Here is a 25,939-nt window from a genome sequence, read left to right as displayed (position 1 = left end):
ACGGGACCCCGAGGTCCCGATCGGGCCGGGTATAGCCCTCTCTTTCCCGGCCGGATCGGGACCTCGGCCGTTGCGGCGGGGTTCCGGGGACGCGAACGGTCGCACGAGGCGGGATGCCGCGGCACGACGGGTCCCGGGAGCGGCGCGCCGCCGCGACAGCGGCGCGCCGCCGCGACCCCGGCGCGACGCCGCAACCCCGGAGCGACCCACGCTCCTCCGCTCGCTGCCCGGCGCCGGGAACGACGAAGGGGCGGATGCCGCAGCATCCGCCCCTTCGTCGTGTCCGGCTTAGAGCGCCTCGATGATGGCGCGCATCAGGTCGGCGGTCTCGGACGGGGTCTTCCCGACCTTGACACCGGCGGCCTCGAGGGCCTCCTTCTTGGCCTGCGCGGTGCCCGCCGAGCCCGAGACGATGGCGCCGGCGTGGCCCATGGTCTTGCCCTCGGGAGCGGTGAAGCCGGCGACGTAGCCGACGACCGGCTTCGTCACGTGCGCCTTGATGTAGTCGGCAGCGCGCTCTTCGGCGTCGCCGCCGATCTCGCCGATCATGACGATCGCCTTGGTCTCGGGGTCGGCCTCGAACGCCTCGAGGGCGTCGATGTGCGTCGTGCCGATGACCGGGTCGCCGCCGATGCCGATGGCGGTCGAGAAGCCGAGGTCGCGGAGCTCGAACATCATCTGGTAGGTCAGGGTGCCCGACTTGGAGACGAGGCCGATCGGGCCCTTGCCGGTGATGTTCGCCGGCGTGATGCCCACGAGCGCCTCACCGGGCGTGATGATGCCGGGGCAGTTCGGACCGATGATGCGGGTCTTGTTGCCCTTGCTCTTGGCGTAGGCCCACGCCTCGGCGGTGTCTCCGACGGGAACGCCCTCGGTGATGACGACGAGCAGCGGGATCTCGGCGTCGATCGCCTCGATCATGGCGTCCTTCGTGAAGGCGGGCGGCACGAACGCGATGGAGACGTCGGCCCCGGTCTTCTCGATCGCCTCGGCGACCGAGCCGAAGACGGGGAGTTCGATCTCGCCCTCGTGCGGCTTCTCGTGGGTGACGGTCGTGCCGGCCTTGCGGGCGTTCACGCCGCCGACGACGTTCGTCCCGGCCTTCAGCATGAGGGCGGTGTGCTTGGTGCCCTCACCGCCGGTGATGCCCTGGACGATGACCTTGGAGTCCTTGTTGAGGTAGATAGACATGTCTGTTGTCCCTGTGTCTCGGTAGTCTCGGCGCGTCTCAGGCGTTCGCCAGCTCGGCGGCCTTGTCGGCGCCCTCGTCCATACCTGCGGCGAGCGTGACGAGCGGGTGGTTCGCCTCGGCGAGGATCGCGCGACCCTCTTCGACCTGGTTGCCGTCGAGACGGACGACGAGCGGCTTGGTGGCCGCGTCGCCGAGGATCTCGAGGGCCTTCACGATGCCTTCGGCGACGGCGACACACGACGTGATGCCGCCGAAGACGTTGACGAAAACGCTCTTGACCTGCTCGTCGCCGAGGATGACGTCGAGGCCCGACGCCATGACCTGAGCGTTCGCGCCGCCGCCGATGTCGAGGAAGTTGGCGGGCGTGACGCCGCCGTGGTTCTCGCCGGCGTAGGCGACGACGTCGAGGGTCGACATGACCAGACCCGCGCCGTTGCCGATGATGCCGACCTGACCGTCGAGCTTGACGTAGTTGAGGCCGGATGCCTTCGCCTTCGCCTCGAGCGGGTCGGCGGCACCCTTGTCCTCGAGCTCTTCGTGCTCGGGGTGACGGACCTCGCTGGCGTTCTCATCGAGCGAGACCTTGCCGTCGAGGGCGACGATGTCGCCGGCGCCCGTACGGACGAGCGGGTTCACCTCGACGAGGGTCGCCCCCTCGCCCTTGTAGACGTCGTAGAGCTTGACGAACACGTCCGAGACCTTCTCGACGAGGCCCTCGGGGAAGTTCGCAGCCTTCGCGATCTCGACGGCCTTGGCCTTGTCGATGCCCTGCAGCGGGTCGACCTCGACGCGCGCGAGCGCCTCGGGACGCTCGACGGCGAGCTCTTCGATCTCCATGCCGCCTTCGACCGAGCAGAGGCTCAGGTAGGAGCGGTTCGAGCGGTCCAGCAGCACCGAGAAGTAGAACTCCTCGGCGATGTCGGCGCCCTGGGCGACCATGACGCGTTGGACGACGTGGCCCTTGATGTCGAGGCCGAGGATGGCTTCGGCTGCCGCGTAGGCCTCGTCGGGGGTCTTGGCGACCTTGACGCCGCCGGCCTTGCCGCGACCTCCGGTCTTGACCTGAGCCTTCACGACGACGACACCGCCGATCTTCTCGGCAGCCGCCTTCGCCTCCTCAGGGGTGTCGGCGATGATGCCGGCGAGCACCGGCACCTCGTACTTCTCGAACAGGTCTCGTGCCTGGTACTCGTAAAGGTCCACTGCAATCCTTCGCTGGGCGACGGTGGGGGTGACGGGCGCGGAATTATCTCGATGTCGAGAGATCGCCCGGTCGAAAAGCCTACTACCCGCGCCTGAGTGCCCCGCGCCCGGCCCCCTCGTCCGGCGGGGGGGATCACTCCCGCAGCACCCTCGCCCAGACCTCGCGATGGCGCTCGACGTACGCGGTGGCCCACCGCCAGTGGTCCCCGTGCCCCTGCACGAACATCGACGACCACGGCTCCGTTCCGGTCCCGTGGGAACGGCGGAGGAGCTCGTGCATGGCCGCCGTGCGCTCGACCATCGCCTCCGGCAGCCCGTAACGCAGCGCGGTACCGGCGCCGTACCCGTCCACGAAGGCAGCCAATCCCCGGGCGGCGTCGTCCGGCGGCACCGAGGTGTCGTTGAGCGCGAAGGACTGCGCGGCGTACGCGAGGTCCCACAGCCGGGTGCTGGGGGCTGCGGCATCCCAGTCGATGAACACCCACCGCTCCCCCTGCACGAGATTCCACGGTGCGAGGTCGTTGTGGCAGACGAGCTCGGCCCCCGGGGCAGCGATCGCGCTCTGCCACACGCTCCCCGCGGGGACGACGTAGGCGGCGCTCGCATCGTGGATCGCGCGCACCATCATCCCCACGCGGTGGAGGTCGTCCGGCGGCATCGGTCCCCGCTCGATCGCGAGCTCGCCGGGGACGAACTCGATCACCTGGCGTCCCCCCTCGTCGCGTCCCCGCGGCTCGGGCGCATCGATCCCGTCGTCGCGGAGTGCGCGGACGTATGCCGTGGCGCTCGCCGTCGACGCCGTCCAGGGCTTGCGGACGGTGTCGCCGATCCGGACGACGGCGCCGCTCGCGTTGCCGCCGGAGAGGACTTCTTCGTCCGGCATCCGTCAGATCCAGCCGCGTTCGCGCGCCGTGATCGCCGCCTGCTGCCGTGTCGCGAGCCCGAGCTTGCCGAGGATCGACGACACGTGGTTGCGAACCGTCCCAGAGGACAGATGGAGGGATGCCGCGATGTCGGCGATCGTCTCGCCGCGGGCACCGGCGCGCAGGACGTCGAGCTCGCGGTCGGTCAGCGGCGAGCGCTCGTCGCTGAGCGCATCCGCGGCGATCTCGGGGTCGACGTAGCGGCGCCCGGCGGCGACCTCGCGGATCACGGCGGCGACGTCGCCGGCGGGACGGGACTTCGGCACGAAGCCGTCGACGCCGGCGCTGAGGGCGCGCCGCAGGACTCCGGGACGTGCGTGCCGGGTGACGACGACGCAGCGGGCAGGGATCCGCTGGCGGATGCGGGCGGCCGCCTCGACCCCGTCGATCCCGGGCATCTCGAGGTCGAGCAGGCAGACGTCCGGGCGCAGTTCGAGCGCACGGGAGACGGCCGTCTCGCCGTCGGCGCACTCGGCGACGACCTCGAGGTCCTCCTCGAGCGCGAGGAGCGTCGCCAGAGCCGTCCGGATCATGTCCTCGTCGTCGGCGATGAGCACCCGGATCATCCTGTCCCCTCCCTCACCGATGCCGCCTCGGCCGGAACCGTGACGACGACGTCGAACCGATCGTCGTCCCGACGCGATGCGACGTCACCGCCGGCCACGCCGACCCGGTGCGCGATGCCCTCGAGTCCCGCGCCCGACCCGATCGTCGACCCCGCCCCGGGGTCGTTCGCCATCGTGAGACGCCACACGTCGCCGACCCGCTCGAGCCCGAGCCTCGCCCAGGCCCCGCCGCCGTGCTTGAGCACGTTCGTCGTGCACTCGCGGATGACGGGTCCCAGCAGGTCGGCGGGAGCGGATGCCGCGTCCCGCGCGACGTCGAGGGAGACCGTCAGCCCCGCCGCCCGCAGCACGTCGGCTGCGTTGGCGAGCTCGTCGGGCAGGGGGACGCCGCGGAAGCGTCCGGCGAGCGCGCGGGTGCCGTCTCGGGCCTCGTCGACGGAGGTCCGCGCCAGCGCGATCTGGCGGGCTGCGGCATCCGGATCACGCTGGATCATGCGCTCGGCGAGTTCGAGCTGGAGAGCGATGACCTGCAGGTGATGCCCTTGCAGGTCGTGGAGCTCGCCGGCGAGACGGAGCCGCTCCTGCACGGCGGCGAGGCGCGCCTCGGTCCGGCGGGCGCGGTCGAGTTCGAGGACGACGTCCCACGACCAGAGGGAGAGCGCCTGCGTCATCGGGAGCGCGACAGCGAAGAACACGAGCACGAACGCGTCGCTCCGCGACGTCGACCCGGTCTGCTCGACCACCCAGAGGACGACGAGGGCGATCTCGAGGAGCACCACACCGCGCCACCGGATGCCGGGCCCCCAGCGGACGAGGCAGAGGGTGGCGCCGACCAGCGCGGCGCCGAGGAGCGCGGAGCCCGCCACGACCCCGAGCAGGACCGAAGCAAGCACTGCCGCGACGACCGGGAGCGAGAGGAATCGGCGTCGCCAGGACGGCCGATCGCCGTCGTCGAGGTCGCCGTCGCGGCGATAGCGGGCGAGGAGCAGGACCGTGGCCGTCACGACGATCGCCGCCGAGCCGACGTAAGCGCCGAGGGCGACGGGGCTGCGCCACCCCTCGCGGGCGACGAGCACGACCAGTCCCCACACGACGAGGGTGCCGAGCAGGAAGAACACCATCGATGTGGCGATGTACCACCCCGTCGCCGCGACGCCGCGCGCGAGCGAGGCGGCGGTCCGCGTCGGGGTCGGGTCGGGCGTGGTCACACGGCCACAGTACGACCATGACGAATGTCACCCCTCCGCCCCCGGAACCTCCCGCCCGAAGGTGACTCGGCGACACTGCCGCGCGGGCATCCGAGCCGGTGGACTGGGGTCACGGCGATACGAGATCCGGTCGCCGAACCCGAGAGGACACCATGTCGAACCCCGTCTCCGACCTCGTCGCCGGCTTCCAGGACCTGGTGGCGCAGATGCCCGACCTCGTACAACCGCTCGTCGTCGCGCTCGCCGGTGCCGTCCCCTTCATCGAAGGTGAGGGGGCCGCAGCGATCGGCGTGGTGGGCGGCATCCACCCCGTCGTCGCCGCGATCGCCGGCGCGGCGGGCAACTTCCTCTGCGTGGCTGTCGTCGTCCTCGCCACCGCGCGGGTGCGCACAGCCGTGACCACCCGCGCCGGAGCAGCGGAGAAGGCCCCATCGGCGCGCTCGGAGAAATTCCAGAAGGCCTACCACCGCTACGGGACCCCGGGCGTGAGTCTCCTCGGTCCTCTCATCCTCCCGACGCAGTTCACGGCCGCGGCACTGAAGGGAACCGGCGTCCCCACTCGCACCGTGCTGTTCTGGCAGGGCGCCGCGATCGTGCTGTGGACGACCCTCGTGACACTCATCATCACGGGTGTCATCGCCGCGGCATCCTGACTCAGTCGACGGGTCGGAGGCCTCGCGTCGCGGGGCCTTCGATGCGGTCTCCGGATGCCGTGAAGCGCGACGCGTGCAACGGGCAGTCCCACGTGCACTCGAGGTCGTTCCACTCGAGGATCCCGCCGAGGTGGGGACAGACCGCGCTCACGGCGCGGGTCTGCCCGTCCGTGGTCGAGATCGCGACCGGACGGCCGGCACGCTGCGCGACGACGCCCTCCCCCTCCGCGGGCTGCGGCACGGGAACCGCTTCCGCTTCGGCCCCTGCCCACCCCTTCGCGGCGGCCAGGCCGACCTTCGCGTTCTCGGCCGCGCCCTGTGCGATGTCGGCCGGCATCGTGAGACGCGTGCCGAGCTGCGTCATCCACCGCGGGCGGTCGCGCATCTTCTCGCCGCGCAGCTCGCTGACGATGCGCAGAGCCGCCGCGGGGGCGTTCGTGAGTCCCCACTTCGCGTAACCCGTCGCGAAGCGGACCCGTCCGAGCGAGCGCGGCATCGTTCCGATGAACGGGATGCGGTTGTGCGACGTGTAGTCCTGGGCCGACCAGCGGTGGGTCTCCTCCCCGACGGGCAGGGTCTGCTGCGCCCAGAGCGACAGCTCGTCGAGCATCGCGCGCTCAGACTCGGCTCGCCCGACCGGGTGACCCGCGCCGCCGACGACGATCTGCGCGAGATCGGCGGGCCCGTCTTCCGGGAGGACGGTCCGGACCGAGCGCGTCGGCTCGTCGGCGGAGAGGTACATGCCGTCGGGGAGGGGCGCGGTGAGGGTGAACGACACGCAGGCGGACCGCATCCCGCTCACCTTCGCCCAGTAGAGCCCGCGGTCGAGGATCGGGATGCCGGTGGCCACCACGACGCGCGAACCGAAGATCGTGCCCCGATCGGTCTCGACGCGCGGTTCGGGGAAGACCTTCACCCCGTTGACGTCCACGCCGAAGTGGAGCGTGCCACCCGCGGCGACGAAAGCGTCGGCGAGCGCCGCGAGCATCCTCATCGGATCCACGGCCCGCTGATCGTCGAGTGCGACGGCGGCGGCCATCGGGACGGCAGCGGCTCGCAGCTCGTCCTCCTCCGCGAGGCGCACGGCGAGCCCCGCTTCGCGGGCGGCGTCGTACTCCTTCACGACGGAGCGCTTCCCCTCGTCTCCCTGCGCGTACGTGTAGGCGGTCCGGGAGGTCAGCGGCACGCCGAGCCGGCGGGCGGTGTCCGTCATCCACGCGAGCCCGTCGCGGTTCGCATCGACGTACGCTCGGACGAGGGATGCCGGGTGCCCCGAGCGCAGCGACGAGAGCGTCGTGCCCTGCAGGAGCGACACCTTGCCCGTGTTGGACCCCGAGGCCAACTCGCCGATGCCGCCGCGTTCCAGGAGAGCGACGTCGACGCCGGAGCGCGCCAACTCGTACGCGGTGGCGAGGCCGGTGAGCCCCGCACCGATCACCACGACCTCGTGTCGGGCGTCGGGCTCGAAGGGAGTGCCGGAGGTCTCGAACGTGTGCTGCTTCCACAGGGAGGACATGCGCCGAGTCAAGGCGAGCACGCGCATCGGGGCACGGCCCTTGACAGAACGGGGTGCGCACTAGGCTTCCCTCCATGGCCGACGACCTCCGTCCCACGGGCAGCACAGTGGTGGCCGCCGCGCTCGCGCTCTTCGCGGAGCACGGCTACGAGCAGACCTCGGTCGAGCAGATCGCGCAGTCGGCGGGGGTGTCGCGCTCGACGTTCTTCCGACAGTTCGGCGGCAAGGACGATGTCGTCTTCGCCGACCACGAGCTGCTGCTCGATCGACTGCGCGCGTACCTCTCCCAGACGCACGAGAACCCGTGGGCGGCGGTGTGCGAGGCGTCGGTGCAGATCTTCCGACACTTCGCGTCGGACCCCGAGGTCGCCCGCCGGCGGTACGCCGTTGTCCGGCAGGTGCCCTCGCTGCGCGACCGCGAGATCGTGACGGTCTTCCGCTACGAGCGTGTCTTCGACGAGTACCTGCGCCGTTCGGTTCCGGGGCTCGATCCCGTCGACGCCGTCGCGTTCGCCGCCGCCGTCACCGCCGTACACAACCACGTGCTGCGTCGCCTGCTGCGTGGCTCGGCGCGGGTGCCTGCTGCCGTCCTCGAGACCGCGTACGACGAGCTGCTGCGCCGGTTCGGCGTGCACCCCGAGCCGGAGCCCGCCGCGGACGACGACATCGTCGTCGCGACCTTCCCCCGACGGATGCCTCCCGCCGAGGTCGCTCGCCGGCTCGGCGCGCTCGGCGAGTAGGTGGTACGCCGTTCCACGTGATGTGGAACTCGATCCCAACCGCGCGTATCCTGGCGCGATGACCACTCCCCTGCCCGGTGACGCCGCCGGCCGTTACGACGTGCTCGGCCGCCTCGACACCGACTACTACGCCGTCTTCACCGACATCCCCGACGCGGACCGCGCCGTCTGGGAGCGCGCGCAGGGTTTCGTCGATGAACTCGGCGACCGGATGCGGGACGCATGGGATGCCGCGGACTACCCGCTCGACATCGCACGGCGCTTCGGCGAGCTCGACCTCCTGAACGACGGCATCGACCACCCTCGCCTGACGCGCTTCTCGCCGCTGGCGGCAGGGCTCGTCAACATGGAGGTCTCGCGCGGCGACGGATCTCTCGGCACGGTCCTCGCGGTCCAGGGCGGGCTCGCCCTGCGCACCCTCGCCCTGTTCGGCAGCCCCGAGCAGCAGGACCGCTGGCTCTCGGCGGTGGCGCGCTTCGAGGTGCCCGCAGCCTTCGCGCTCACCGAGCCCGACCACGGGTCGGACTCCGTCTCGCTCGAGACGGTCGCCCGCCGCGACGGCGACGAGTGGGTGGTGCGCGGCGCGAAGAAGTGGATCGGCAACGGCGCGTCCGGTGGCATCACCTTCGTGTGGGCGCGCGTCGACGACGAGGGCGACGAGCACCACGGCAACGTCCGCTGCTTCCTCGTCGAGCAGGACCGCGTCGGCTACACCGGCACCGTCATCGGAGGCAAGGCGTCGCTGCGCGGCATCCATCAGGCCCACATCGCCCTCGACGACGTCCGCGTCCCCGCCGACGCTGTCCTCCCGGGGACGCGGACCTTCAAGGACGCCTCGACCGTCCTGTACGCGACCCGCTCCGGCGTCGCCTGGTCGGCACTCGGCCACGCGACCGCCTGCTACGAGGCGGCGCTGCAGTACGCGCAGCAGCGCGTCCAGTTCGGCAAACCTCTCGCCCGCTTCCAGATGGTGCAGGAGCGTCTCGCGCACATGCTCGAGGACCTCACCGCGATGCAGCTGTACTGCCGTCGCCTCGCCGACCTCGAGGCGGTCGGCGGGCTGCGACCTACGCAGGCATCGCTCGCGAAGTTCCACAACACGCGCGCTGCACGCCGGGTCGCCGCGATCGCGCGCGACCTGCTGGGCGGCAACGGCATCCTGCTCGAGAACGGGGTCATGCAGCACATGGCGGACATCGAGGCCATTCACACCTACGAGGGCACCGAGTCGGTGCAGGCGCTGCTGCTCGGGCGCGACATCACCGGCGTGAGCGCCTTCGCCTGAGCGCGCCGCGCAACCCCGTTCCGGTGAGGATGCCGGGCGGGCAGGATGAGCGCATGTACGAGATCCCCGCGCCGATGCTCGCGAAGTCCGTTCCGGCGATCCCCGATCCGGCGAAGACGCCCGGCGGGCTGCTCTACGAACCGAAGTGGGACGGGTTCCGTGCACTGATCGGCTGGGACGGTTCGGACGTCGAGATCGGATCGCGCGGCTCGAAGCCCCTCACCCGGTACTTCCCCGAGCTCGTCGACGCGGTATCGGCGCTCCTCCCGGAGCCGTGCCTGCTCGACGGCGAGATCGTCGTCGCAGACGGCGAACCGGGCTCGCAGCGTCTGCAGTGGGAGCAGCTGTCGCAGCGTATCCACCCCGCGGCATCCCGCGTCGCGATGCTGAGCGAGACCACTCCGGCCATGTTCGTCGCCTTCGACCTGGTCGCCCGCGGCGACCGCGACCTGCGCGACGAGCCCTTCGCGAAGCGGCGCGCGCAGCTCGAGGAGCTGCTGCGCGACGTGCCGCACCCGATCCACCTGACCCGCACCACGACGGATCCCGACCTCGCCGAGACGTGGCTCGCCGAGTTCGAGGGCGCCGGCCTCGACGGCGTCGTCGCGAAGCCGCTCGCGCTGCCGTACGCCCCCAACAAGCGGGCGATGTTCAAGATCAAGCACGCCAGGACCGCAGACGTGGTCGCCGTCGGCTACCGCATCCACAAGAGCGGGCACGGCGTCGGGTCGCTCCTCGTCGGCCTGTACGACGGTGACGGGAACCTCCGCCAGGTGGGCGGGGTGGCCGCGTGGAGCAACGCGCGCCGTCTGGAGCTCATCGACGAGCTCGCCCCGCTCGTCGTGCGCGACGACGACGGCGAGGCGGTGACCGGCGAGTCGGACCGGTCGCGGTTCGCGGCATCGAAGGACACGTCCTTCGTGCGACTCCGCCCTGACCGCGTGCTCGAAGTGGCGTACGACCAGCTCGAGGGCGACCGCTTCCGGCACACGGTGCAGTTCCAGCGATGGCGCCCCGATCGGGATGCCGCATCCTGCCGATTCGACCAGCTCGAGACCGTGTCGGCGTACGACCTGGCCGACGTGCTCGACTGAGTCAAGGGCCGTCACGCCGGAAGACGGATCGGTAGGGTCGCACCATGGGCCTCTTCTCGTCTTCTCCCCGCTCTGTGCGTCTCGACGACGGGCGGCCCGTCCGCACGGCCACGGCGGGCAAGCCCGCGAGCATGTGGTCCGACGGCTTCGGCACCCTCGCGACCCGCTCGCTGCAGGTGATCATCGTCGTCTCCATCGTCGCGGCGCTGATCCTCGGGATGCTGCAGCTCACCGTCGTCGTGATCCCCGTTCTCCTCGCACTCATCGTGGCTTCGGCGGCAGCTCCCGTCATGGGACGGCTGCGGCGCCACGGCATCCCGTCGGTGTTCGCGACCCTCCTCACGCTGCTCGGCTTCGTCCTCGTGCTCGGCGGCGTCTCGTGGCTCGTCGTCAACGCCGTGCAGAACCAGTTCGACGAGCTGTCGAAGCAGGCGCAGGACGGGTTCCAGAGTGTTCTCGACTGGAGCAAGACCCTGCCGTTCGACATCGATCAGTCCCAGATCGACAAGTGGGTGGCGTCGGCGACCGACTTCCTCACCAGCGCGCAGTTCGGCTCCGGCGCCCTCGCCGGAGTGAGCGCCGTCGCCAACTTCCTCACCGGGCTCGTCCTCATGATCGTGACGCTGTTCTTCTTCCTGAAGGACGGCCCCAAGCTCTGGGAGTTCCTCATCCGCCCCTTCCGCGGGTCGGACTACGACCGCGCCGTCCGGGTCGGACACAAGACGGTGCAGACCTTCGGCGCCTATTTGCGGGGGACGGCCTCGGTCGCCGCAGTCGATGCGATCGGCATCACGATCGGTCTGCTCATCCTGCAGATCCCGCTCGCCATCCCGCTGGGCGTGCTCGTCTTCCTGCTGGCCTTCATCCCCATCGTCGGAGCCACGGTCGCCGGAATCCTCGCCGCCCTCGTCGCCCTCGTCACCCACGGCTGGGTCATCGCCCTGATCGTGGTCGGCATCGTCGTGCTCGTCAACCAGCTCGAGGGCAACTTCCTTCAGCCCGTCCTCATGGGCCGGTCGATGAAGCTGCACGCCTTCGCGGTGTTGATCGCCCTCACCATCGGCACCGTCCTCGGCGGCATCGTGGGCGCGATCCTCGCGGTCCCGCTCACGGCCGCCGTCTGGGGCATCATCCAGGTGTGGGACGGCCCGACCACGCCGGCCCGCTGGGCGCGTCGTCGTCCGCCGGTCGAGGAGAAGGTCGACACGGTCACCGCGAGCTGACGTCCGTCAGTCCTTCTTCGCGCGAGACGGCTGCACCCGCGGCGGCTCTCCCGGCATCTTGGGGAACTCCGGGGGGAACGGCAGCTCGCCGAGACCCGCCTCGAGGTCGCGCTGCCACCACTCGAGCAGCGTATCGATCCGGCCGGGTGAGCCCTGCAAGTCCTCCCACGGATCACCGATCGCCGCGAGCCGATCGGGCACCGTCCGCAGCGTGAACGACGCCGGATCGACGCCGTCGGCGAGCTCGTCCCACGTGATGGGAGTGGCGACCGTCGCACCGGGGAGCGCGCGCGGACTGTAGGCACCGGCCATCGTGCGGTCACGGTTCGCCTGGTTGAAGTCGATGAAGATGCGCTCCCCGCGCTCTTCCTTCCACCAGTTGGTGGTGACCTTCTCCGGCATCCGTCGCTCCACCTCGCGACCCGCGGCGATCACCGCATGGCGTACGTCGAGGAACTCGTGCGTCGGTTCGATCGGACAGAAGAGGTGGATGCCGCGATTGCCGCTCGTCTTGAGCCAGGACTCGAGCCCCGCCTCACGGAGCACCTCGCGCAGGACCGGCGCGACCGCCGCGGCATCGGCGAAGTCCGTGCCCGGCTGCGGGTCGAGATCGATGCGCAGTTCGACGGGGTTGTCCGTGTCGGCCGCGAGCGAGGCCCACGGGTGGAAGACGACCGTGTTCATCTGCACCGCCCAGACCACCGCGGCGGTCTCGTCGAGCACGACCTGCGGATGGCGCCGTCCGCTGTTGTAGGTGCACATGACCTGGTCGACGTAGTCGGGTGCGCCCTTCGGCGGGTTCTTCGAGAAGAAGCTCTCCCCGTCCACCGTGTCGGGGAACCGCTCGAGCGAGACGGGTCGGTGCCCGTTCGCGCGAAGGAACGCCTCCGCGACTGCGATCACGTACTCAGCGAGCTCGTGCTTGGTGATGCCGGGTTCCGGGAACACGATGCGGTTCGGGCTCGACAGCGACAGTTCTCTGCCTCCGGGAAGCTGCAGGGTGATCCGCTCCGATGCCATGCCGCTCACCCTAGGTGCGGGCTGCCCCGGGCGACAGGGGCTTGAACCTCGAGTCGTCAGTCCTCGTCGGGTTCCGTCGACTCTGCGGCGGCATCGACGGTCTCAGCGGCGTCGGCGATCGTGATGAGCGGGTCGAGCTCCTCCCGCTCGAGGCGGATCCACGGCCCCGCGGCGTCGACGAGGAAGCCGCTGAGCTCCGGCTCGCTCTTCAGAGCCTCGCCGAGCTGCGCCGCGGTCAGCGGCATGGGCTGATCCTCACGACGGAGGGTCAGGATCTCGAGCGGGTGGGAGAACACCTGCAGGTAGCGGGTACCTTCGGCGGACCGCGCTTCAGCGACGCCCATGCTCCCGTCGGGACGGCTGCCTGCTGCGATCCACGCACCGCGGGCGACGAGAGCGTCGACGACGGCGCGCGCCGTCTCGGGCGTCCGCGGACCGGCGAGCAGGTTCTTGATGGTGAAGTCGGGGTCGGCCTGGTCGAGAGCACGCGAGACGAGGCCCGTCGGCAGGATGATGCGACGACCGGGCCCGGCGTGATCGAAGACGATCCCGTCGTAGCCCGCGTCGACCACGTTCCGAAGCACGTTCTGAGCAGGCTGGCCGAGAACCGACGTGTTCGCGGCCTCCGGGTCGTCCCCCAGGCCCGCCTGGAGTGCGGCGGCACCCGTGTAGGCGAGCAGGAACTTCTTGTCGTTGATGATCGAGATCGCAAGGCGCAGGGGCTCCCCCGCAGCGACCTGCGCCTGCGCGTCGCCCATGATGCGCAGGTACAGCGTGCCCTGCAGTGCCTGGCGCGTGACGCCCAGGATGGCCGCGTTGTCGGGCTCTTCGGGCGCCTCCGTGAGAGCAGCGAGGAGGAGGGAGTTGTCGGGCATGCCCGGGCGCCCCTCGGTCCGCTCGGGGGCGGTCTCCTCGACCTGCGGCAACCGCTGCTGCACGGGCGGCGGCACGGGCTGACCGTACGTCGACATCGAGATCGGCACGAAGGGCACGTCCTCGGCATCCGCCTGCTCCGCGGCGACCGCGGCGCTCACGTCCTGCTGGACGTCGGACACGTCCGCCTGCGCGTCGACGGGAACCTCGTCGGATCCGTCGGAGTTCTTCTTCGGACGGCGGGAGAACAGAGCCATGTGCTCAGCGTACGCGCGATGCGATACGGGTCGCGCAGAGCTCAGCTGTGCGCGACCCGCATCCCGTCATCGCTTGGCAGCGACGGCGGCGGTGGCGCGCGAGGTGGTGCTCACCGTCGCGTAGCCGGACTTCGTGCCGGTGACCTTGACCGTGATCTTCTTGCCCTTGAGGCTCGACGGCACGGTGAGGGTCGATGTCGTCGCCTTCGAGATCGCCTTGCCGTTCGCGTACCACTGGTACGTCAGGCGCGTACCAGCGGTCCACCGACCGGGCTTGGCCGTCAGCTTCTGACCGACCTTGGCGCTCCCCGAGATCGTCGGCGTCGCTGACAACGCGACCTTCGCCGTGGCCTTGGAAGCCTTCGAGGTCGTGACGTGGCCGGCCTTCTTCCCGGTCACCGTGACGGTGATGTTCTTGCCGACGAGGGAGGACCCGACCTTGTACGTCGACTTCGTCGCGCCGTTGATCTTCTTACCCGACGCGTACCACTGGTACGAGAAGGCGGTCCCCTTCGCCCAGGTGCCCGTCTTCGCCGCGAGGGTGCCGCCCACCGTGGCCGTCCCGCTGATCGACGGCGTGCTCGACTGGAGCGCGGCTGCCTTGACAGGTGCGGTCTCGAGAGTGCGCTTGAACTGGAGGGTCTCATCCGACGGCGTGCCCGTCGGGTAGAGGGACGCGTAGACGTCGACCGACACACGCTTGCCCACGGCATTCGCACCGAGGGTGATCGACGCGGAGGTGCCGTCCTGCAGGAGGTCGTCGCCCGCGAACCACGCGTACTGGAGCTCCGTACCCGCGGGCCACGCGCCGCGCGACACCGAGAGCTTGCTGCCGACGACCGCCGAGCCGGAGATCACCGGGTTGCTGGCGACCTTCCCGACCCAATCGACGTTCGCGTTGATGCCAGTGACCGGCGCATCGCTCACCGACACGCCCTTGCCGCCCGCGAGCGTCAGCGAGTCGTCGTACCACTCGATCCAGCTGGTGACGGTGTCACCGTCGTCGTATCCGAGCTCGTTGAAACCTACGTGGTAGGTGCCTGCCGGAAGTCCCGTGATCGCGTAGGTGCCGTTCGCGTTGATCGACCCGTGGTAGACCTCATAGTGAGATCCGGTGTCGAGCCATGCAGTCGCGAGTCCGTCACCGGCAGCGATCTGATCGCCCGTCACCTTCCCGCTGATGACACCGCTCGGAGCCGCGTCGTCAGCGAGGGCTGCCTGCGGCAGCGCCCAGATCGTGCCCGTCAGAAGTGCCGCGCCGGCTGCGAGCGCAACCGTACGACGGCGCAGCGATGCGCCCATTCATTTCCCCAGTCCCGCGATCCCCATCGCGTGCTATCAGCGAATTCCCAGCGAATCGCTGAGCACAGTCTGACACAACGCCAGACCGCGACTGCGCACTCAGAGCTTCGTGATCGGCGCGACCTTGATCAGCAGCTTCTTCGGGCCTGCGGCGTCGAAGCGGACGTGGGCGACGCGCTTCGCACCCTCCCCCGTCACCATGTCGACCTTGCCTTCGCCGAAGTCGTCGTGACGGATGCGGTCGCCCGCCGCGAGCTCCATGTCGCCGTTGTCGCGGATCTTGGCCGGAATGCGGTTGGCGAACTTCGCCAGCGCGTCGGACTTCTCCCGCGGCGGGAGCGGCACCAGATCGTCGCCGTATCGGCTCGACCCGCCGAACCGGGACCCTCCGCCGGACCGCCCGTTGAGGGCTCGGGACTGCGTCCCGCCGCGCGAGTTCACGTCGCCGGGCGACTGCCGCCAGTCGATGAGCTCGTGGGGGATCTCCTGCAGGAACCGGCTCGGCATCGCCGCCGAGACTTCGCCGAACTGCGCGCGGGTCATCGCGAGCGACAGATGGAGTCGCTTGCGGGCACGCGTGAGCGCGACGTAGAACAGGCGTCGCTCCTCCTGCGGGCCACCGGGCTCTCCCGCCGAGATGCGGTGCGGGATCAGATCCTCCTCGACACCCGTGACGAAGACGGCGTCGAACTCGAGTCCCTTCGCCGTGTGCATCGTCATGAGCGAGACGGAACCGCTGGCGTCGTCGAGGTCATCGGCATCCGACACCAGCGTCACCTCGGTGAGGAAATCGAGCAGCGTCCCGTCGGGGTTGTTGCGGGCGAACTCGCGCGTCACGGCGACGAGCTCGTCGAGGTTCTCGACGCGTGCCTCGTCCTGCGGGTCCTTCGACATCCGCAGCGCGTCGTAGTAGCCGGACTTGTTGAGCAGGACCCGCAGCCCCTCGGTCACCGACGTCGACGGCGCGATCTCGCCCGAGCTCGGGAGCATGATCTCGGATGCCTCGGCGAGGACGGCGTCCAGCTCGGCGATGGCCTTCTGCACCTTCGCCCCGACGCCGAGCGCGGACGCGTTCGCCAGGGCATCGCGGAAGGTGATGCCTTCGGATGCCGCGTACCGGGCGATCGCGGTCTCGGTGACGTCGCCGATGCCGCGACGGGGCCGGTTCAGAATGCGGCGCACCGCCATCTCGTCGGCCGGGTTCGCCACCGCGATGAGGTACGCCATGGCGTCCTTGATCTCAGCGCGGTCGTAGAACTTGGTGCCGCCCATGATCTTGTACGGGACGGCCGAGCGGATGAAGATCTCCTCCAGCGCGCGGGACTGGGAGTTCGTCCGATAGAAGACCGCGACCTGCGAGTAGTCGACGCCTTTTCTATGCAGGGCCTCGATCTCGTCGGCGACGAACTGCGCCTCGTCGTGCTGCGAGTACCCGGTGAAGCCGATGATCGGCTCGCCGTCGCCGACGTCGGTCCAGAGCTTCTTGTCCTTGCGGTCGAAGTTGTGGCCGATGACGGCGTTGGCCGCCGACAGGATGTTCTGCGTCGACCGGTAGTTCTGCTCGAGGAGCACCACCTTGGCTCCGGGGAAGTCGCGCTCGAACTCGCTGATGTTGCGGATGTCCGCGCCGCGGAAGGCATAGATCGACTGGTCCGAGTCGCCGACGACGGTGAGCGACGCCCCCTCGACCTCTGGGGCCTCGTCGGGCTCGAAGATCATCATGCCGCCGCTGGAGAACGCGTCCCCGGCCTTGCCGACGACGGGCCGGGTCAGCTCGTGGATGAGCGCGTACTGGGCGTGGTTCGTGTCCTGGTACTCGTCGACGAGGACGTGCCGGAAGCGCTTGCGGTAGACATCGGCGACGTGCGGGAACGCGCGGAAGAGGTAGACGGTCTGCGCGATGAGGTCGTCGAAGTCGAAGGCGTTCGCCTTCTGCAGCGAGCGCTGGTAGTCCGCGAAGATGTCGACGAAGACGCGCTCGGCGGGGTCGCTCATGTTCGACTGCCGGGCGTAGGACTCGGCATCCGCCAACTCGTTCTTGAGCTTCGAGATCCGGCCCTGCACGGCGGCGGGGGTGAAGCCGAACGAGTCGCCCTCGTGCTCCTTGACGAGGCGCTTGATGAGGGCCCGGGAATCGCCCGAGTCGTAGATCGTGAAGCTCTTCGTGAAGCCGAACTGGTCGGCTTCACGGCGCAGGATGCGCACGCAGGCGGAGTGGAAGGTGGAGATCCACATACCCTGCGCGCTGTCACCGACGAGCTGACGCACGCGCTCGCGCATCTCGCCCGCAGCCTTGTTGGTGAAGGTGATCGCGAGGATCTGGCTCGGATAGGCCTCGCGGGTGCGCAGGAGCGAGGCGATACGACGCGTGAGCACGCTCGTCTTACCGGAGCCCGCGCCCGCGACGATCAGCAGCGCCGGCCCGCGATGGGTGACGGCCTCGCGCTGCGGCGGGTTGAGGCCGGCGAGGAGGTCCTCGTCGGGGCGGGAATCGCCCGCGGGACGGGGCGCTCCGGCGCCGACGATGACGGGCTTGATGGAGTCGCTCATGTCCCCACGAGTCTACGTTCGACCGCCGACACCGACGCCCGGCATCCGTTCGCAGCGCGATCAGGCGAGCGCGTCGGACACCCGCCGCGAGATGTCGGTGATGCGCCCGAGCGTCGCCGCGAGCCACACCCCCGGCTGGTCGTGCGCGTCCGCGGCGGCATCGGGGGTGGGCAGAGACTCCGCATAGGCGTCGATGGCACGCCACGCAGCATCCACCCTCGCGGACATCTCGTCGTCGGCGGGCGGCGTGGCCATGAGCTCCGCGACCCGCCGCAGCGCGGCATCGAGCAGGGCGGTATCGCCGTGCCGATCATCGAGACGATCGTGCTGTCCGAGGACGTCGAGCAGATCACGGGTGAGGTAGGTCGCCCGCTCCAGTCCCCACCACCGCTGGGCGTTCTCGTCGTGCACCCCGCCGACGCCCCGCGCGCGGATGTTGGCCCGCTCGGACCGGGATGCCTCGTCCACATCGGCGGCCACGGCGATCGCGAGCTCCGCCAGCGCGTCGCCGTCCTCGCGCAGGCTCGCGACGTCCGGCTCGCCCTTCCCCACGGAGTCCGCCGCCCGGTCGAGCGAGGATGCGACGGCCGCACGCAGCTCGGACAGTCGGTCGCGAGCGGACTGCAGATAGAGGGGCGGAACGAGCACGAAGTTCGCCACGACCCCGACCAGGACGCCGAAGGCCATCGTCGCGAGATACGAGGACGAGAACCCGTCGGGATCGTTCTTGCTCAGCAGCAGCACGAACAGGCCCGCGAGGGCCACCCAGTCGCGTCCGACGCCGAGGGCACGGATGCCGCCGAGCGCCACTCCCGCGAGCACCACGAGTGCGAGGGCGACGATCCCGGGCGCTCCTGCGGCGACGAGGGCGAGCCCGCCGAACCCGATGGCGATCCCGCAGGCCAGGCCGACGAGCGACTGGACGCCGGCGCGGGCGGAATCGGCGACCGTCGGGTACATGCTCACGAGCACACCGAGGGGCGCATAGTACGAGTACTCGGCATCGGCGAACGGCACGAGGGGCGCGAAGAACCAGGCGACCCCCGCGGCGACGGCGGTCTTGAGTGCCAGGATCAGGCGTCGCGGGGTGAAGACGTCTCCGCCGGCTCGGCGCAGGCCGAGCGCCAACTGCGCCGCCGTCAGGCGGGGGGTGGTGCGCGACATGCGGGAACGGTACCGGGGTCCGCGGCATCCGAGGGTGCCCCTTGCGTCCGCGGGGTCGTCGGCGTACGCGCGTTCAGCTGGCGAGCGTGCGCGAACGAGCCGGGAAGGCTGCCGGCGCCGGCGAGCGGTACGGCACCGTCGCCGGGCGGCGAGAGGACGGCACCGACACGAGTACCCGTTCGGTGCGCGCGCGCCGCACCATGCCGATCGTGAAGAGCGCGGCCAGGGCGGCGGGCCCGAGCGGTCCTCCCGCTGCCAGCAGCGAGCCCGAGACGAGGACGGCACCGACCGCGAGCAACGGGACGAGGAGCATCTCGTCCCTGAGCAGCGCCGCCGTCTCCGCCACCCCGCGCCGGGATGTGGTCTTGGGCGTCACCCAGAAGGTCGCGCGCCGGCCGAGTGCGGTGCGGACGACCGCGGCGAGGACGACGAACGTCGTGGAGGCGTAGAGCAGGCCCGCGGCCAGCGCGAAGGCGATCCCCGCGGCGAGTCGCTGCGATCGCGCCCGGCGCACGGCCTCGGGAAGGAGCGGCGCCGCTGCGGCGACGGCGGAGACGACCATCACCCAGATCGGAGGCGGCGTCCCGGTACCGGCGAGCGCGGCCCCCGTCACGAGGGTCGCAGCCCCGGCGAGCGCGGTCACGGGGACGAGTGCCGTCTCGAGCGCCAGGTCCAGCGCTTCGCGAACACGGAGTCCCCGCATCCGACCGGGGCGACGCAGGAACTCGACGGCCCCCTCGGCGGTCTTGCGCATCTGGACGCGGAAGGCCGCGTAGTCGATCGGATAGTCCTCGGTGAAGGCGACGTCGGCGTCGACGATCCGCCACCCGCGGCGTCGCAGCCGCACGGTCATGGCGAGGTCCTCGGCGACAGCCTCGGGGAAGCCACCGACGTCGTCGATGGCCGCAGCGCGAACGAGCGCGCCGCGCCCGAGGAACGCGGTGACCCCGTGCGCTCCCCGTCCGCGTCGGGTGACGCCGAGGTGGGTGGCGAGGAGGGGCCCGAAGTAGCGGGCGAACCGGGTCTTGCCGACGGATGCCGCGGGCGAGGCTTGTGCGACGGCGACCGTCGGGTCGGCGAGCTCCGACCCGCAGACCCGCGCGACTCCGGCGTCCAGGACGACGTCGCTGTCGCAGATGAGGTAGGCGTCGTAGCGGCCGCGGAGCCGTGCGATCCCGGCGTTCAGGTTGCCGGCTTTGAAGCCGGAACGGACCTCCCGGCGGATGACCTGCCACCCGCGGGCGGCGGCGAGCCCGTCGACGCGTGCTCTCACGCCGGCGTCCGTCGAGTCGTCGAGCAGGATGACGTCGACGGGAACGTCCTGACGGGAGCTTCGGATGACCGCCGCTTCGTCGAGGTCGTTGCAGACGCACACGAGCAGGGCGATCCGCTCGGCCCCTCCGGCGGCCGGGGCGGCGGGACCGCGGCGCCTGCCCGACGAACGCAACCACAGCCCCGCTGCCCGTCCGCCCGCGATCCACGTGACGGAGCTCGCGACGGCGAAAGCCATAGCCAGTGGAGATGCCTGCGGGCCCGCCCACAGGAAGACGAGGGACACGAGAGCCGCCCACACGGCGCCGACCAGAAGAGTCGATGCTCGGTTCCGGAAATGGGAAATCACATACGGAGTATATGTATACATAGAATCTTTTTTCTGGAACGGCGCGGACTGCGGACCGGAGCGCGTCACAGCAGCCGCCGCTCGGACGCCCACGCGGTCAGCTCGTGGCGAGACGACAGCTGCAGCTTCCGAAGTACCGACGACACGTGGGTCTCGACAGTCTTGATGGAGATGAACAGCTCCTGCGCGACCTCTTTGTAGGCGTAGCCGCGGGCGATGAGGCGCATGACCTCCTGCTCGCGGCCCGACAGCCGATCGAGCTCGTCGTCGACAGCGGCGGTTTCCCCCGCCGCGGCGCCGAAGGCGTCCAGAACGAATCCCGCCAGCCGCGGCGAGAACACGGCATCCCCGCTCGCGACCGCGTGCACGGCGCGACTGACGTCCGCGCCGGAGGACCCCTTCGTGATGTACCCGCGCGCACCGGCGCGGATGACCCGGACGACGTCCGCGGCGGCATCCGACACGCTGAGAGCGAGGAAGCGCGTCCCTGTTCCCGCCGACCCGACGATGACGGCCTCGCCCCCGAGCGAGTGAGCTGTCCCCTCGGCTCCCGGCAGATGCACGTCGAGCAGCACGACGTCGGGCCGTTCCGCGGCGATGACCGCCACGGCGCTGTCGACGTCCGCAGCCTCGCCGACGACGAGGACGGAGGGGTCGAGGTCGGCCCGCAGCCCCGACCGGAAGATCGAATGGTCGTCGACGATGACGACGCGCAGGGGCTCTCCTGCCGTCGCCGCGTCAGTCACGCCGTCCTCCCGTCGGCAGGCTCAACCGCACCTCGGTGCCCGTGACGTCCGGAGCCGAGCGGATGGCCGCCGTCCCGCCGCTGCGCCGCATCCGTCCGATGATCGACTCGCGCACCCCCCAGCGGTCGGCCGGAACCGCGGCCGGGTCGAAGCCGGCGCCGCGGTCGCGGATGAAGACGTCGACGGCGGATGCCGCCCCCTCGATGTACACCGAGATCTCACCGCCGGCGTGCCGCGCAGCGTTGAGCATCGCCTCTCGCGCCGCGGCGGCGAGCTCGCCACTCGCCCGTTCGGTGGAGGTGCCGGTCGAGACGACCTCGATGCGCACCGGGTAGTCGAGTTCGAGGGCGCCCGCGTAATCCCGCAGGTCCGTCGCGAGGTCGCTGTCGGCGGGCGAATCGCCGTCGTAGAGCCAGGCGCGGAGCTCCCGCTCCTGGGCGCGCGCGATGCGCGACACCTCGCTCGAGGCCCCCGAGCGGTTCTGGATGAGCGCCAGCGTCTGCAGGACCGAATCGTGCAGGTGCGCCGCCATGGCCGCGCGCTGCTCCTCGCGCACCCGTCCGATGCGATCGTCGACGAGCTGGCGCCAGGCCTGGAGCAGAGCGGATGCCGCGATGATCACCGCGCCGATCAGGGGCAGGACGAGCTCGCCGAGGACGGCGCGCACGCCGCGCACGTCACCCAGCGGGAGGACGGCCAGGAACACGACCGCGAGGACGACGACGGCGAGGACGCGCACCACCACCGCGTGACGCGGACCGCGGGCCGGGTCGACGCGGTCGATGACGCCGCCCCAGACGCCCGCCGCGGTCGCCGCCATCGTCGCCGTCCACGCCCACGGCCCGGTCGACCAGAACACCCACGTGTATCCGAGCGGCCCGACGGGCGGGAGGTCGACCCGCACGACGGCGTCCTGCTGCGCCGCCGCCAGGACCCCCGCGACGGCTATGCCCGCGCCGCACATCAGTAGCCACGCCACGGGGACGCGACGCGTCGGGGTCTGCTCGCCCGCGGCCATCGGCATGAACATCCAGCACCAGACGTAGAACAGGGCGCCCGCGCCTCCCGCGAGGGTGGCGGCGACGACCAGCACCCGCACGCGCATCGCGGACGTGCCGAGGTGCTCGGCGAGCCCGGCGGCGACACCGGTCACGGCCATGACCCGCGGTCGCGCGAGCGCCGGCCGAGCGGGGCGCCGGGTCGGGCGCATCGGGCGCACCGGCCGGGCCGCGGCATCCGGCGCGGTCGCAAGGGAGGACATGTCCACATCAAACCATCGGCCCCGGTCGGAGGACATCCTCCGGAAGAGGTATCAGGGACGGATCAGGGTCACCCCTGATAGCGGGCCGGCCCCACCCCGGCAATGCTCGAAACATGTCCTCGTCGCAGACCAGCGCTCCGCCCGTCGATCCGTCTCCCGCCCCCGGACGCGGCGACCGCTTCTTCGGATGGACCTCCAGCCTCGGCGTCATGCGCATGGACGGCTGGTTCGGCGGGGTGGCCGCCGGAGTCGCCGCGCGATGGGGTGTCGATCCGCTGATCGTGCGCGGCATCCTCGTGGTCCTCGCGATCATCGGCTTCCCGGTGACGCTCGTCTACGGCGCTGCCTGGGCGCTCCTCCCCGACACTGCGGGCCGCATCCCTGCGCAGGAGGCCTGGTATCGCCGTTTCCACGTGGGGCAGATCGGCGCACTTCTGTTCGTCGCCGCATCCTTCGTCCCCGCACCGCTGCCCCTCCTGGTGGGCATTCCGAGCTTGGCTCTCCTCGGCGGCGCGTGGTTCGGCGACATCGGTGCGGGCATCCTCCTCCTCGCCGCTGCGGCGATCGCGTTCTCGGTCGTGGCCGTCCTGGTCGACGCACCGCGGCGCGACCGGAGCGCCGCGGGAGCCACCGCAGCCCCCGCCGAGCCGGACGCCGCCGAGCCGGACGCCGCCGAGCCCGATTCCGCCGAGCCGCCCGTCGAGCGCGATGTACCGGCCGAACCGGCGACCCCCAGCGGCCCCGCGACGGAGGACGACCTCGTGCGGTGGCGTGAGCAGCACGCCGCCTGGAAGGAACAGGATCAGGAGTGGCGCCGGGCGCAGCAGGATGCCGCGCGCGTCGCCCGTGACCAGTTGCGCCGCGAGCGTCAGGAAGCCGCCGCGGCCTTCGCGGCCGAAGCGGCGGAGCGCCGCCGGGAGCGACAGGCGGTCGCGCCCAGGGCTCCGCTCGCGTTCGTGGCGCTCGCCCTCGGGGCCGCGGTGATCGTGGGGACGGTCGTCGCACTGTCGGCGGCCGGGGGCGACCCGGTCGCCGCCGGGCTGTTCGTCGCGGCGCTGGTCCTCGCCGGAGCCATGACGGTCGCCGGCGCCCTGCGACGCCGCAGCGGGTTCCTCGCCTTCGTCACCGCGATCACTCTCCTCGGGGGTGTCACGGCGGTCGGAGTCACGGTCGGGCGGGAACTGAACGTCTACACCGGAAGCGTGTCGAACGTCGGCGCCCCCGCCGGCACGTTCAGGCAGCCGTGGGGCACGCTGTGGGTCAGCCTCGAGGACACCGGCCGCGACGGCACGATGCACATCCAGAAGCGCTTCGGGGCGACATACGTCACGGTGGATGAGGGAGTACGCGTGGATCTCGAGATCGTCACCGCTGATGCGAGCGGCGGCATGTACGTCGCGGATGGATACGTCGGGCTGAGTGACATCGAAGGAATCGTCGTCACCTCGCTCCCGGACGGTCGGACCCGCTACACCGTCACCCTGGGCGACACCGATGCACCGCGGACGACGCAGAAGCTGCTCCTCGAACAGGACTCGGACTACATCCAGATCGAGATGGCCGACACCCCCGACTCCGAAGGGAACCCGTCATGACCACGGCACCCGCTGCCCCGCTCGACGATCTCGACCCTGCGAACACCGACGGACCCGCGGCATCCGCTCCTCGGACCGGCGGGCCACGGACCCGCTGGGCCGCCATCGTGTGGGGCCTCACGTTCGCAGCGATCGCCGCCGGAGGGTACGCCGTCACCTCCTCGACCCGCGCGACGGCCGCCCTGATCGACGCAGTCGCGGACGCGGAAATCGGCTCGGCTGTGGCGATCGGTCTGCTCATGGTCGGCGGGCTGGTGGCCGTCGCCGGTCTCGCGGGCCTCCTGCGGGCTGCGCAACGGTTTTTCTCACAGCGCCGCTTACATCAATCCGGGCGCGAGTCAACCCACCAGCCCTGACGCGGTCGACGCCCTACGTTCGTGGTGTCGCTTTACCCCGGGCGGCGTAGGGACGGACGTTCGCGTTCGGAGTATCCGCAGGAGTGGCCGTGACCGAACCGTCCGATGAGCCCGCCACCTCGGGCATGCTGGACGGACGGTACATCCTCGGTCCCTGCGTCGGGCAGGGCGGCATGGCGCGTGTCTTCCGCGCGGAGGACGTCGTCCTGGGGCGCACGGTCGCGATCAAGATCATGCGTGCCGAGTCCGAGAACCCGGCCATCCTGCCCCGCGCGCGCACGGAGATGTCGCTGCTCGCCTCCCTGAACCACCCCTCCCTCGTCACGCTCTACGACGCCAAGATCGTTCCGGGTCAACCCGAGTACCTCGTCATGGAGTTCGTCGAGGGCGAGTCGCTCGCCGTCGCACTGCAGGACGGACCGCTGGATGCCGCCGAGACGGCCGGCCTCGTCGGTGAACTCGCCTCGGGGCTCGATGTCGTCCACCGCTCCGGCATCGTCCACCGCGACGTGAAGCCCTCGAACGTCCTCTTGGCGCCCGCGACGCTCTCCGGACGCCGGTTCTGGGCGAAGCTCGCCGACTTCGGTGTCGCGTACCTCGCGGACAGCACACGCCACACGACGCCGGGAACGGTGATCGGCACTGCCGCGTACCTCGCACCCGAGCAGGTGCGCGGCGAACCCGCCGGCCCTCCGGCGGACGTCTACGCACTGGGGCTTCTCGCTCTCGAGACGATCACGGGCGATCGCGCGTTCCCCGAGGCATCGGGCATCGGTCGCGTGATGGCGCGTTTGGTCGAGACACCGGACATCCCCGCGTGGTTGGGACCGGAATGGTCTTCGCTGCTGGGCGAGATGATCGCGCGAGACCCCCGCGATCGACCCACCGCGGGAGAGGTGGCGCTGCGGGCACGGTCCCTCCCCACGAACCTCGTCCGAGTCCCGCGCCCGGCGATCTCGACGCTCGACCAGGAGACGCAAGCGCTCGACATCGCGGCGATGGGTGCGCCGACCGCGACGGTCGCCGCGGGCACCCCGATGTCCGAGGTCATCACACGGGGGAGCGCCGGCCGTGCGACCCGGTCGCGGCGACGCATGCGCCGCTCGCGCGCGTGGATCCTCGCCGGCGCCGTGGGCGTCGTCGCCGCGATCCACATCGTCCTCATGAGCTCCTGGTGGGCCGACGGCGCCCCCGGCGGCCGTCCGGCTCCCGAACAGACCATCAGCGAACCGACCGCTCCCACGCCCGCCCCCGCCGAGCTCGTCGTCGACGGCGGCGAGCAGGCCGTCGTGACGCTCGACACCTCGGGCGGCGCGCAGGCGGATGAGCAGGAGTCCCGGGTGTCGGATCCGACGCCGACGGACGCAGACCGCGAGTCCCCCGGCCGGCCCGCTCAGGAGAACGCGAACCAGACCGCAAAGGAGCGCGCCAACGAGAACTCCGCGGTCCACGGCGACAAGACCACCGGCAACGACGGCAAGGGCAAAGGCAACGGCAACGACGGCAAGGGCAACGGCAACAACGGCAACGGCAACGGCAACGGCAACGGCAAGAAGGATCGGTGAGCCGCGTCACACGCCGACACGACGCG

General features: G+C 70.8%; 22 protein-coding genes. 8 read left to right on the top strand and 14 right to left on the bottom strand.

Features of this window, described 5'->3' with window-relative positions; genetic code table 11:
- Nucleotides 1-288 precede the first annotated feature (288 nt).
- From sucD to BBA86_RS00470, 5 genes are all read right to left on the bottom strand, one after another.
- A complete protein-coding gene (gene sucD, locus BBA86_RS00490) occupies nucleotides 289-1,191 on the bottom strand; it encodes a succinate--CoA ligase subunit alpha (protein ID WP_065569746.1) in 903 nt (300 codons plus the stop codon).
- Between the two features lie 37 nt (nucleotides 1,192-1,228).
- The gene (gene sucC, locus BBA86_RS00485) at nucleotides 1,229-2,395 is read right to left on the bottom strand and encodes an ADP-forming succinate--CoA ligase subunit beta (RefSeq protein WP_065569745.1); all 1,167 of its coding nucleotides are present in this window, start codon (nucleotides 2,393-2,395) and stop codon (nucleotides 1,229-1,231) included.
- Between the two features lie 133 nt (nucleotides 2,396-2,528).
- On the bottom strand, nucleotides 2,529-3,278 hold the full coding sequence (locus tag BBA86_RS00480) for a phosphotransferase (protein ID WP_065569744.1): 750 nt from the start codon (nucleotides 3,276-3,278) through the stop codon (nucleotides 2,529-2,531).
- 3 nt (nucleotides 3,279-3,281) lie between these two features.
- Nucleotides 3,282-3,884 (bottom strand): response regulator transcription factor, encoded by a 603-nt coding sequence (locus BBA86_RS00475; RefSeq protein WP_018188894.1) that lies wholly within the window; start codon nucleotides 3,882-3,884, stop codon nucleotides 3,282-3,284.
- Entirely contained in the window at nucleotides 3,881-5,092 is a 1,212-nt protein-coding gene (locus BBA86_RS00470; protein WP_065569743.1) for a sensor histidine kinase, read from the bottom strand. Before BBA86_RS00470 ends, BBA86_RS00475 begins: the two co-directional genes overlap by 4 nt.
- Nucleotides 5,093-5,244: 152 nt before the next feature.
- On the opposite strand from BBA86_RS00470, the gene BBA86_RS00465 reads away from it, so the two are divergent.
- Entirely contained in the window at nucleotides 5,245-5,745 is a 501-nt protein-coding gene (locus BBA86_RS00465) for a small multidrug efflux protein (RefSeq protein ID WP_065569742.1), read from the top strand.
- Nucleotide 5,746: 1 nt separating this feature from the next.
- Here BBA86_RS00465 and BBA86_RS00460 read toward each other — a convergent pair whose 3' ends face one another.
- Entirely contained in the window at nucleotides 5,747-7,261 is a 1,515-nt protein-coding gene (locus tag BBA86_RS00460) for an FAD-dependent oxidoreductase (RefSeq protein WP_065570144.1), read from the bottom strand.
- Between the two features lie 74 nt (nucleotides 7,262-7,335).
- On the opposite strand from BBA86_RS00460, the gene BBA86_RS00455 reads away from it, so the two are divergent.
- From BBA86_RS00455 to BBA86_RS00440, 4 genes are read left to right on the top strand one after another with little or no spacing between them, the layout of a single operon-like run.
- The gene (locus tag BBA86_RS00455) at nucleotides 7,336-8,001 is read left to right on the top strand and encodes a TetR/AcrR family transcriptional regulator (protein WP_065569741.1); all 666 of its coding nucleotides are present in this window, start codon (nucleotides 7,336-7,338) and stop codon (nucleotides 7,999-8,001) included.
- A 58-nt stretch (nucleotides 8,002-8,059) separates the two neighbouring features.
- A complete protein-coding gene (locus BBA86_RS00450) occupies nucleotides 8,060-9,286 on the top strand; it encodes an acyl-CoA dehydrogenase family protein (RefSeq protein WP_065569740.1) in 1,227 nt (408 codons plus the stop codon).
- A gap of 53 nt (nucleotides 9,287-9,339) precedes the next feature.
- Nucleotides 9,340-10,380: an ATP-dependent DNA ligase gene (locus BBA86_RS00445; RefSeq protein WP_065569739.1), complete on the top strand. Its 1,041-nt coding sequence runs from the start codon at nucleotides 9,340-9,342 to the stop codon at nucleotides 10,378-10,380.
- Nucleotides 10,381-10,424: 44 nt separating this feature from the next.
- Complete coding sequence (locus BBA86_RS00440; protein ID WP_065569738.1) at nucleotides 10,425-11,603, top strand: AI-2E family transporter; 1,179 nt, start codon at nucleotides 10,425-10,427, stop codon at nucleotides 11,601-11,603.
- 6 nt (nucleotides 11,604-11,609) lie between these two features.
- Here BBA86_RS00440 and ligD read toward each other — a convergent pair whose 3' ends face one another.
- From ligD to BBA86_RS00400, 8 genes are all read right to left on the bottom strand, one after another.
- Nucleotides 11,610-12,623, bottom strand: coding sequence for a non-homologous end-joining DNA ligase (gene ligD / locus BBA86_RS00435; protein WP_065569737.1), 1,014 nt, complete (start codon nucleotides 12,621-12,623; stop codon nucleotides 11,610-11,612).
- A gap of 56 nt (nucleotides 12,624-12,679) precedes the next feature.
- On the bottom strand, nucleotides 12,680-13,753 hold the full coding sequence (locus BBA86_RS00430) for an SseB family protein (protein ID WP_065569736.1): 1,074 nt from the start codon (nucleotides 13,751-13,753) through the stop codon (nucleotides 12,680-12,682).
- A 66-nt stretch (nucleotides 13,754-13,819) separates the two neighbouring features.
- On the bottom strand, nucleotides 13,820-15,055 hold the full coding sequence (locus BBA86_RS00425; protein WP_065569735.1) for a hypothetical protein: 1,236 nt from the start codon (nucleotides 15,053-15,055) through the stop codon (nucleotides 13,820-13,822).
- A 99-nt stretch (nucleotides 15,056-15,154) separates the two neighbouring features.
- Nucleotides 15,155-17,605 (bottom strand): ATP-dependent helicase, encoded by a 2,451-nt coding sequence (locus BBA86_RS00420; RefSeq protein ID WP_065569734.1) that lies wholly within the window; start codon nucleotides 17,603-17,605, stop codon nucleotides 15,155-15,157.
- A 60-nt stretch (nucleotides 17,606-17,665) separates the two neighbouring features.
- Nucleotides 17,666-18,769 (bottom strand): FUSC family protein, encoded by a 1,104-nt coding sequence (locus BBA86_RS00415; protein WP_065569733.1) that lies wholly within the window; start codon nucleotides 18,767-18,769, stop codon nucleotides 17,666-17,668.
- A 73-nt stretch (nucleotides 18,770-18,842) separates the two neighbouring features.
- Nucleotides 18,843-20,390, bottom strand: a complete 1,548-nt coding sequence (locus tag BBA86_RS00410) for a glycosyltransferase family 2 protein (protein ID WP_223246985.1) — start codon at nucleotides 20,388-20,390, stop codon at nucleotides 18,843-18,845.
- A gap of 65 nt (nucleotides 20,391-20,455) precedes the next feature.
- Nucleotides 20,456-21,136, bottom strand: a complete 681-nt coding sequence (locus BBA86_RS00405) for a LuxR C-terminal-related transcriptional regulator (protein WP_065569732.1) — start codon at nucleotides 21,134-21,136, stop codon at nucleotides 20,456-20,458.
- Nucleotides 21,129-22,397, bottom strand: a complete 1,269-nt coding sequence (locus tag BBA86_RS00400) for an ATP-binding protein (protein ID WP_223246984.1) — start codon at nucleotides 22,395-22,397, stop codon at nucleotides 21,129-21,131. Before BBA86_RS00400 ends, BBA86_RS00405 begins: the two co-directional genes overlap by 8 nt.
- Before the next feature lie 113 nt (nucleotides 22,398-22,510).
- Here BBA86_RS00400 and BBA86_RS00395 point away from each other — a divergent pair, with 113 nt between their 5' ends.
- The 3 genes from BBA86_RS00395 (at nucleotide 22,511) to BBA86_RS00385 (ending at nucleotide 25,913) form a co-directional block, all read left to right on the top strand.
- Complete coding sequence (locus tag BBA86_RS00395; protein WP_065569731.1) at nucleotides 22,511-23,992, top strand: PspC domain-containing protein; 1,482 nt, start codon at nucleotides 22,511-22,513, stop codon at nucleotides 23,990-23,992.
- On the top strand, nucleotides 23,989-24,348 hold the full coding sequence (locus tag BBA86_RS00390) for a hypothetical protein (protein WP_083199383.1): 360 nt from the start codon (nucleotides 23,989-23,991) through the stop codon (nucleotides 24,346-24,348). Before BBA86_RS00395 ends, BBA86_RS00390 begins: the two co-directional genes overlap by 4 nt.
- 89 nt (nucleotides 24,349-24,437) lie before the next feature.
- Nucleotides 24,438-25,913, top strand: coding sequence for a serine/threonine-protein kinase (locus BBA86_RS00385; protein WP_141677814.1), 1,476 nt, complete (start codon nucleotides 24,438-24,440; stop codon nucleotides 25,911-25,913).
- Nucleotides 25,914-25,939 lie beyond the last annotated feature (26 nt).

It is taken from the genome of Microbacterium oleivorans, from assembly GCF_001691565.1.
Classification (GTDB): Bacteria; Actinomycetota; Actinomycetes; order Actinomycetales; family Microbacteriaceae; genus Microbacterium; species Microbacterium oleivorans_B.
The sequence above is the reverse complement of the archived record's forward strand: the minus strand, read 5'-3'. Positions and strand labels throughout refer to the sequence as shown.

Bases quoted from the DNA above. Each gene is read 5' to 3' on its own strand.
- sucD (WP_065569746.1), bottom strand. From the start codon at position 1,191: ATGTCTATCTACCTCAACAAGGACTCCAAGGTCATCGTCCAGGGCATC.
- BBA86_RS00480 (WP_065569744.1), bottom strand. From the start codon at position 3,278: ATGCCGGACGAAGAAGTCCTCTCCGGCGGCAACGCGAGCGGCGCCGTC.
- BBA86_RS00475 (WP_018188894.1), bottom strand. From the start codon at position 3,884: ATGATCCGGGTGCTCATCGCCGACGACGAGGACATGATCCGGACGGCT.
- BBA86_RS00465 (WP_065569742.1), top strand. From the start codon at position 5,245: ATGTCGAACCCCGTCTCCGACCTCGTCGCCGGCTTCCAGGACCTGGTG.
- BBA86_RS00460 (WP_065570144.1), bottom strand. From the start codon at position 7,261: ATGTCCTCCCTGTGGAAGCAGCACACGTTCGAGACCTCCGGCACTCCC.
- BBA86_RS00455 (WP_065569741.1), top strand. From the start codon at position 7,336: ATGGCCGACGACCTCCGTCCCACGGGCAGCACAGTGGTGGCCGCCGCG.
- BBA86_RS00450 (WP_065569740.1), top strand. From the start codon at position 8,060: ATGACCACTCCCCTGCCCGGTGACGCCGCCGGCCGTTACGACGTGCTC.
- BBA86_RS00445 (WP_065569739.1), top strand. From the start codon at position 9,340: ATGTACGAGATCCCCGCGCCGATGCTCGCGAAGTCCGTTCCGGCGATC.
- BBA86_RS00440 (WP_065569738.1), top strand. From the start codon at position 10,425: ATGGGCCTCTTCTCGTCTTCTCCCCGCTCTGTGCGTCTCGACGACGGG.
- ligD (WP_065569737.1), bottom strand. From the start codon at position 12,623: ATGGCATCGGAGCGGATCACCCTGCAGCTTCCCGGAGGCAGAGAACTG.
- BBA86_RS00430 (WP_065569736.1), bottom strand. From the start codon at position 13,753: ATGGCTCTGTTCTCCCGCCGTCCGAAGAAGAACTCCGACGGATCCGAC.
- BBA86_RS00425 (WP_065569735.1), bottom strand. From the start codon at position 15,055: ATGGGCGCATCGCTGCGCCGTCGTACGGTTGCGCTCGCAGCCGGCGCG.
- BBA86_RS00420 (WP_065569734.1), bottom strand. From the start codon at position 17,605: ATGAGCGACTCCATCAAGCCCGTCATCGTCGGCGCCGGAGCGCCCCGT.
- BBA86_RS00415 (WP_065569733.1), bottom strand. From the start codon at position 18,769: ATGTCGCGCACCACCCCCCGCCTGACGGCGGCGCAGTTGGCGCTCGGC.
- BBA86_RS00400 (WP_223246984.1), bottom strand. From the start codon at position 22,397: ATGTCCTCCCTTGCGACCGCGCCGGATGCCGCGGCCCGGCCGGTGCGC.
- BBA86_RS00395 (WP_065569731.1), top strand. From the start codon at position 22,511: ATGTCCTCGTCGCAGACCAGCGCTCCGCCCGTCGATCCGTCTCCCGCC.
- BBA86_RS00390 (WP_083199383.1), top strand. From the start codon at position 23,989: ATGACCACGGCACCCGCTGCCCCGCTCGACGATCTCGACCCTGCGAAC.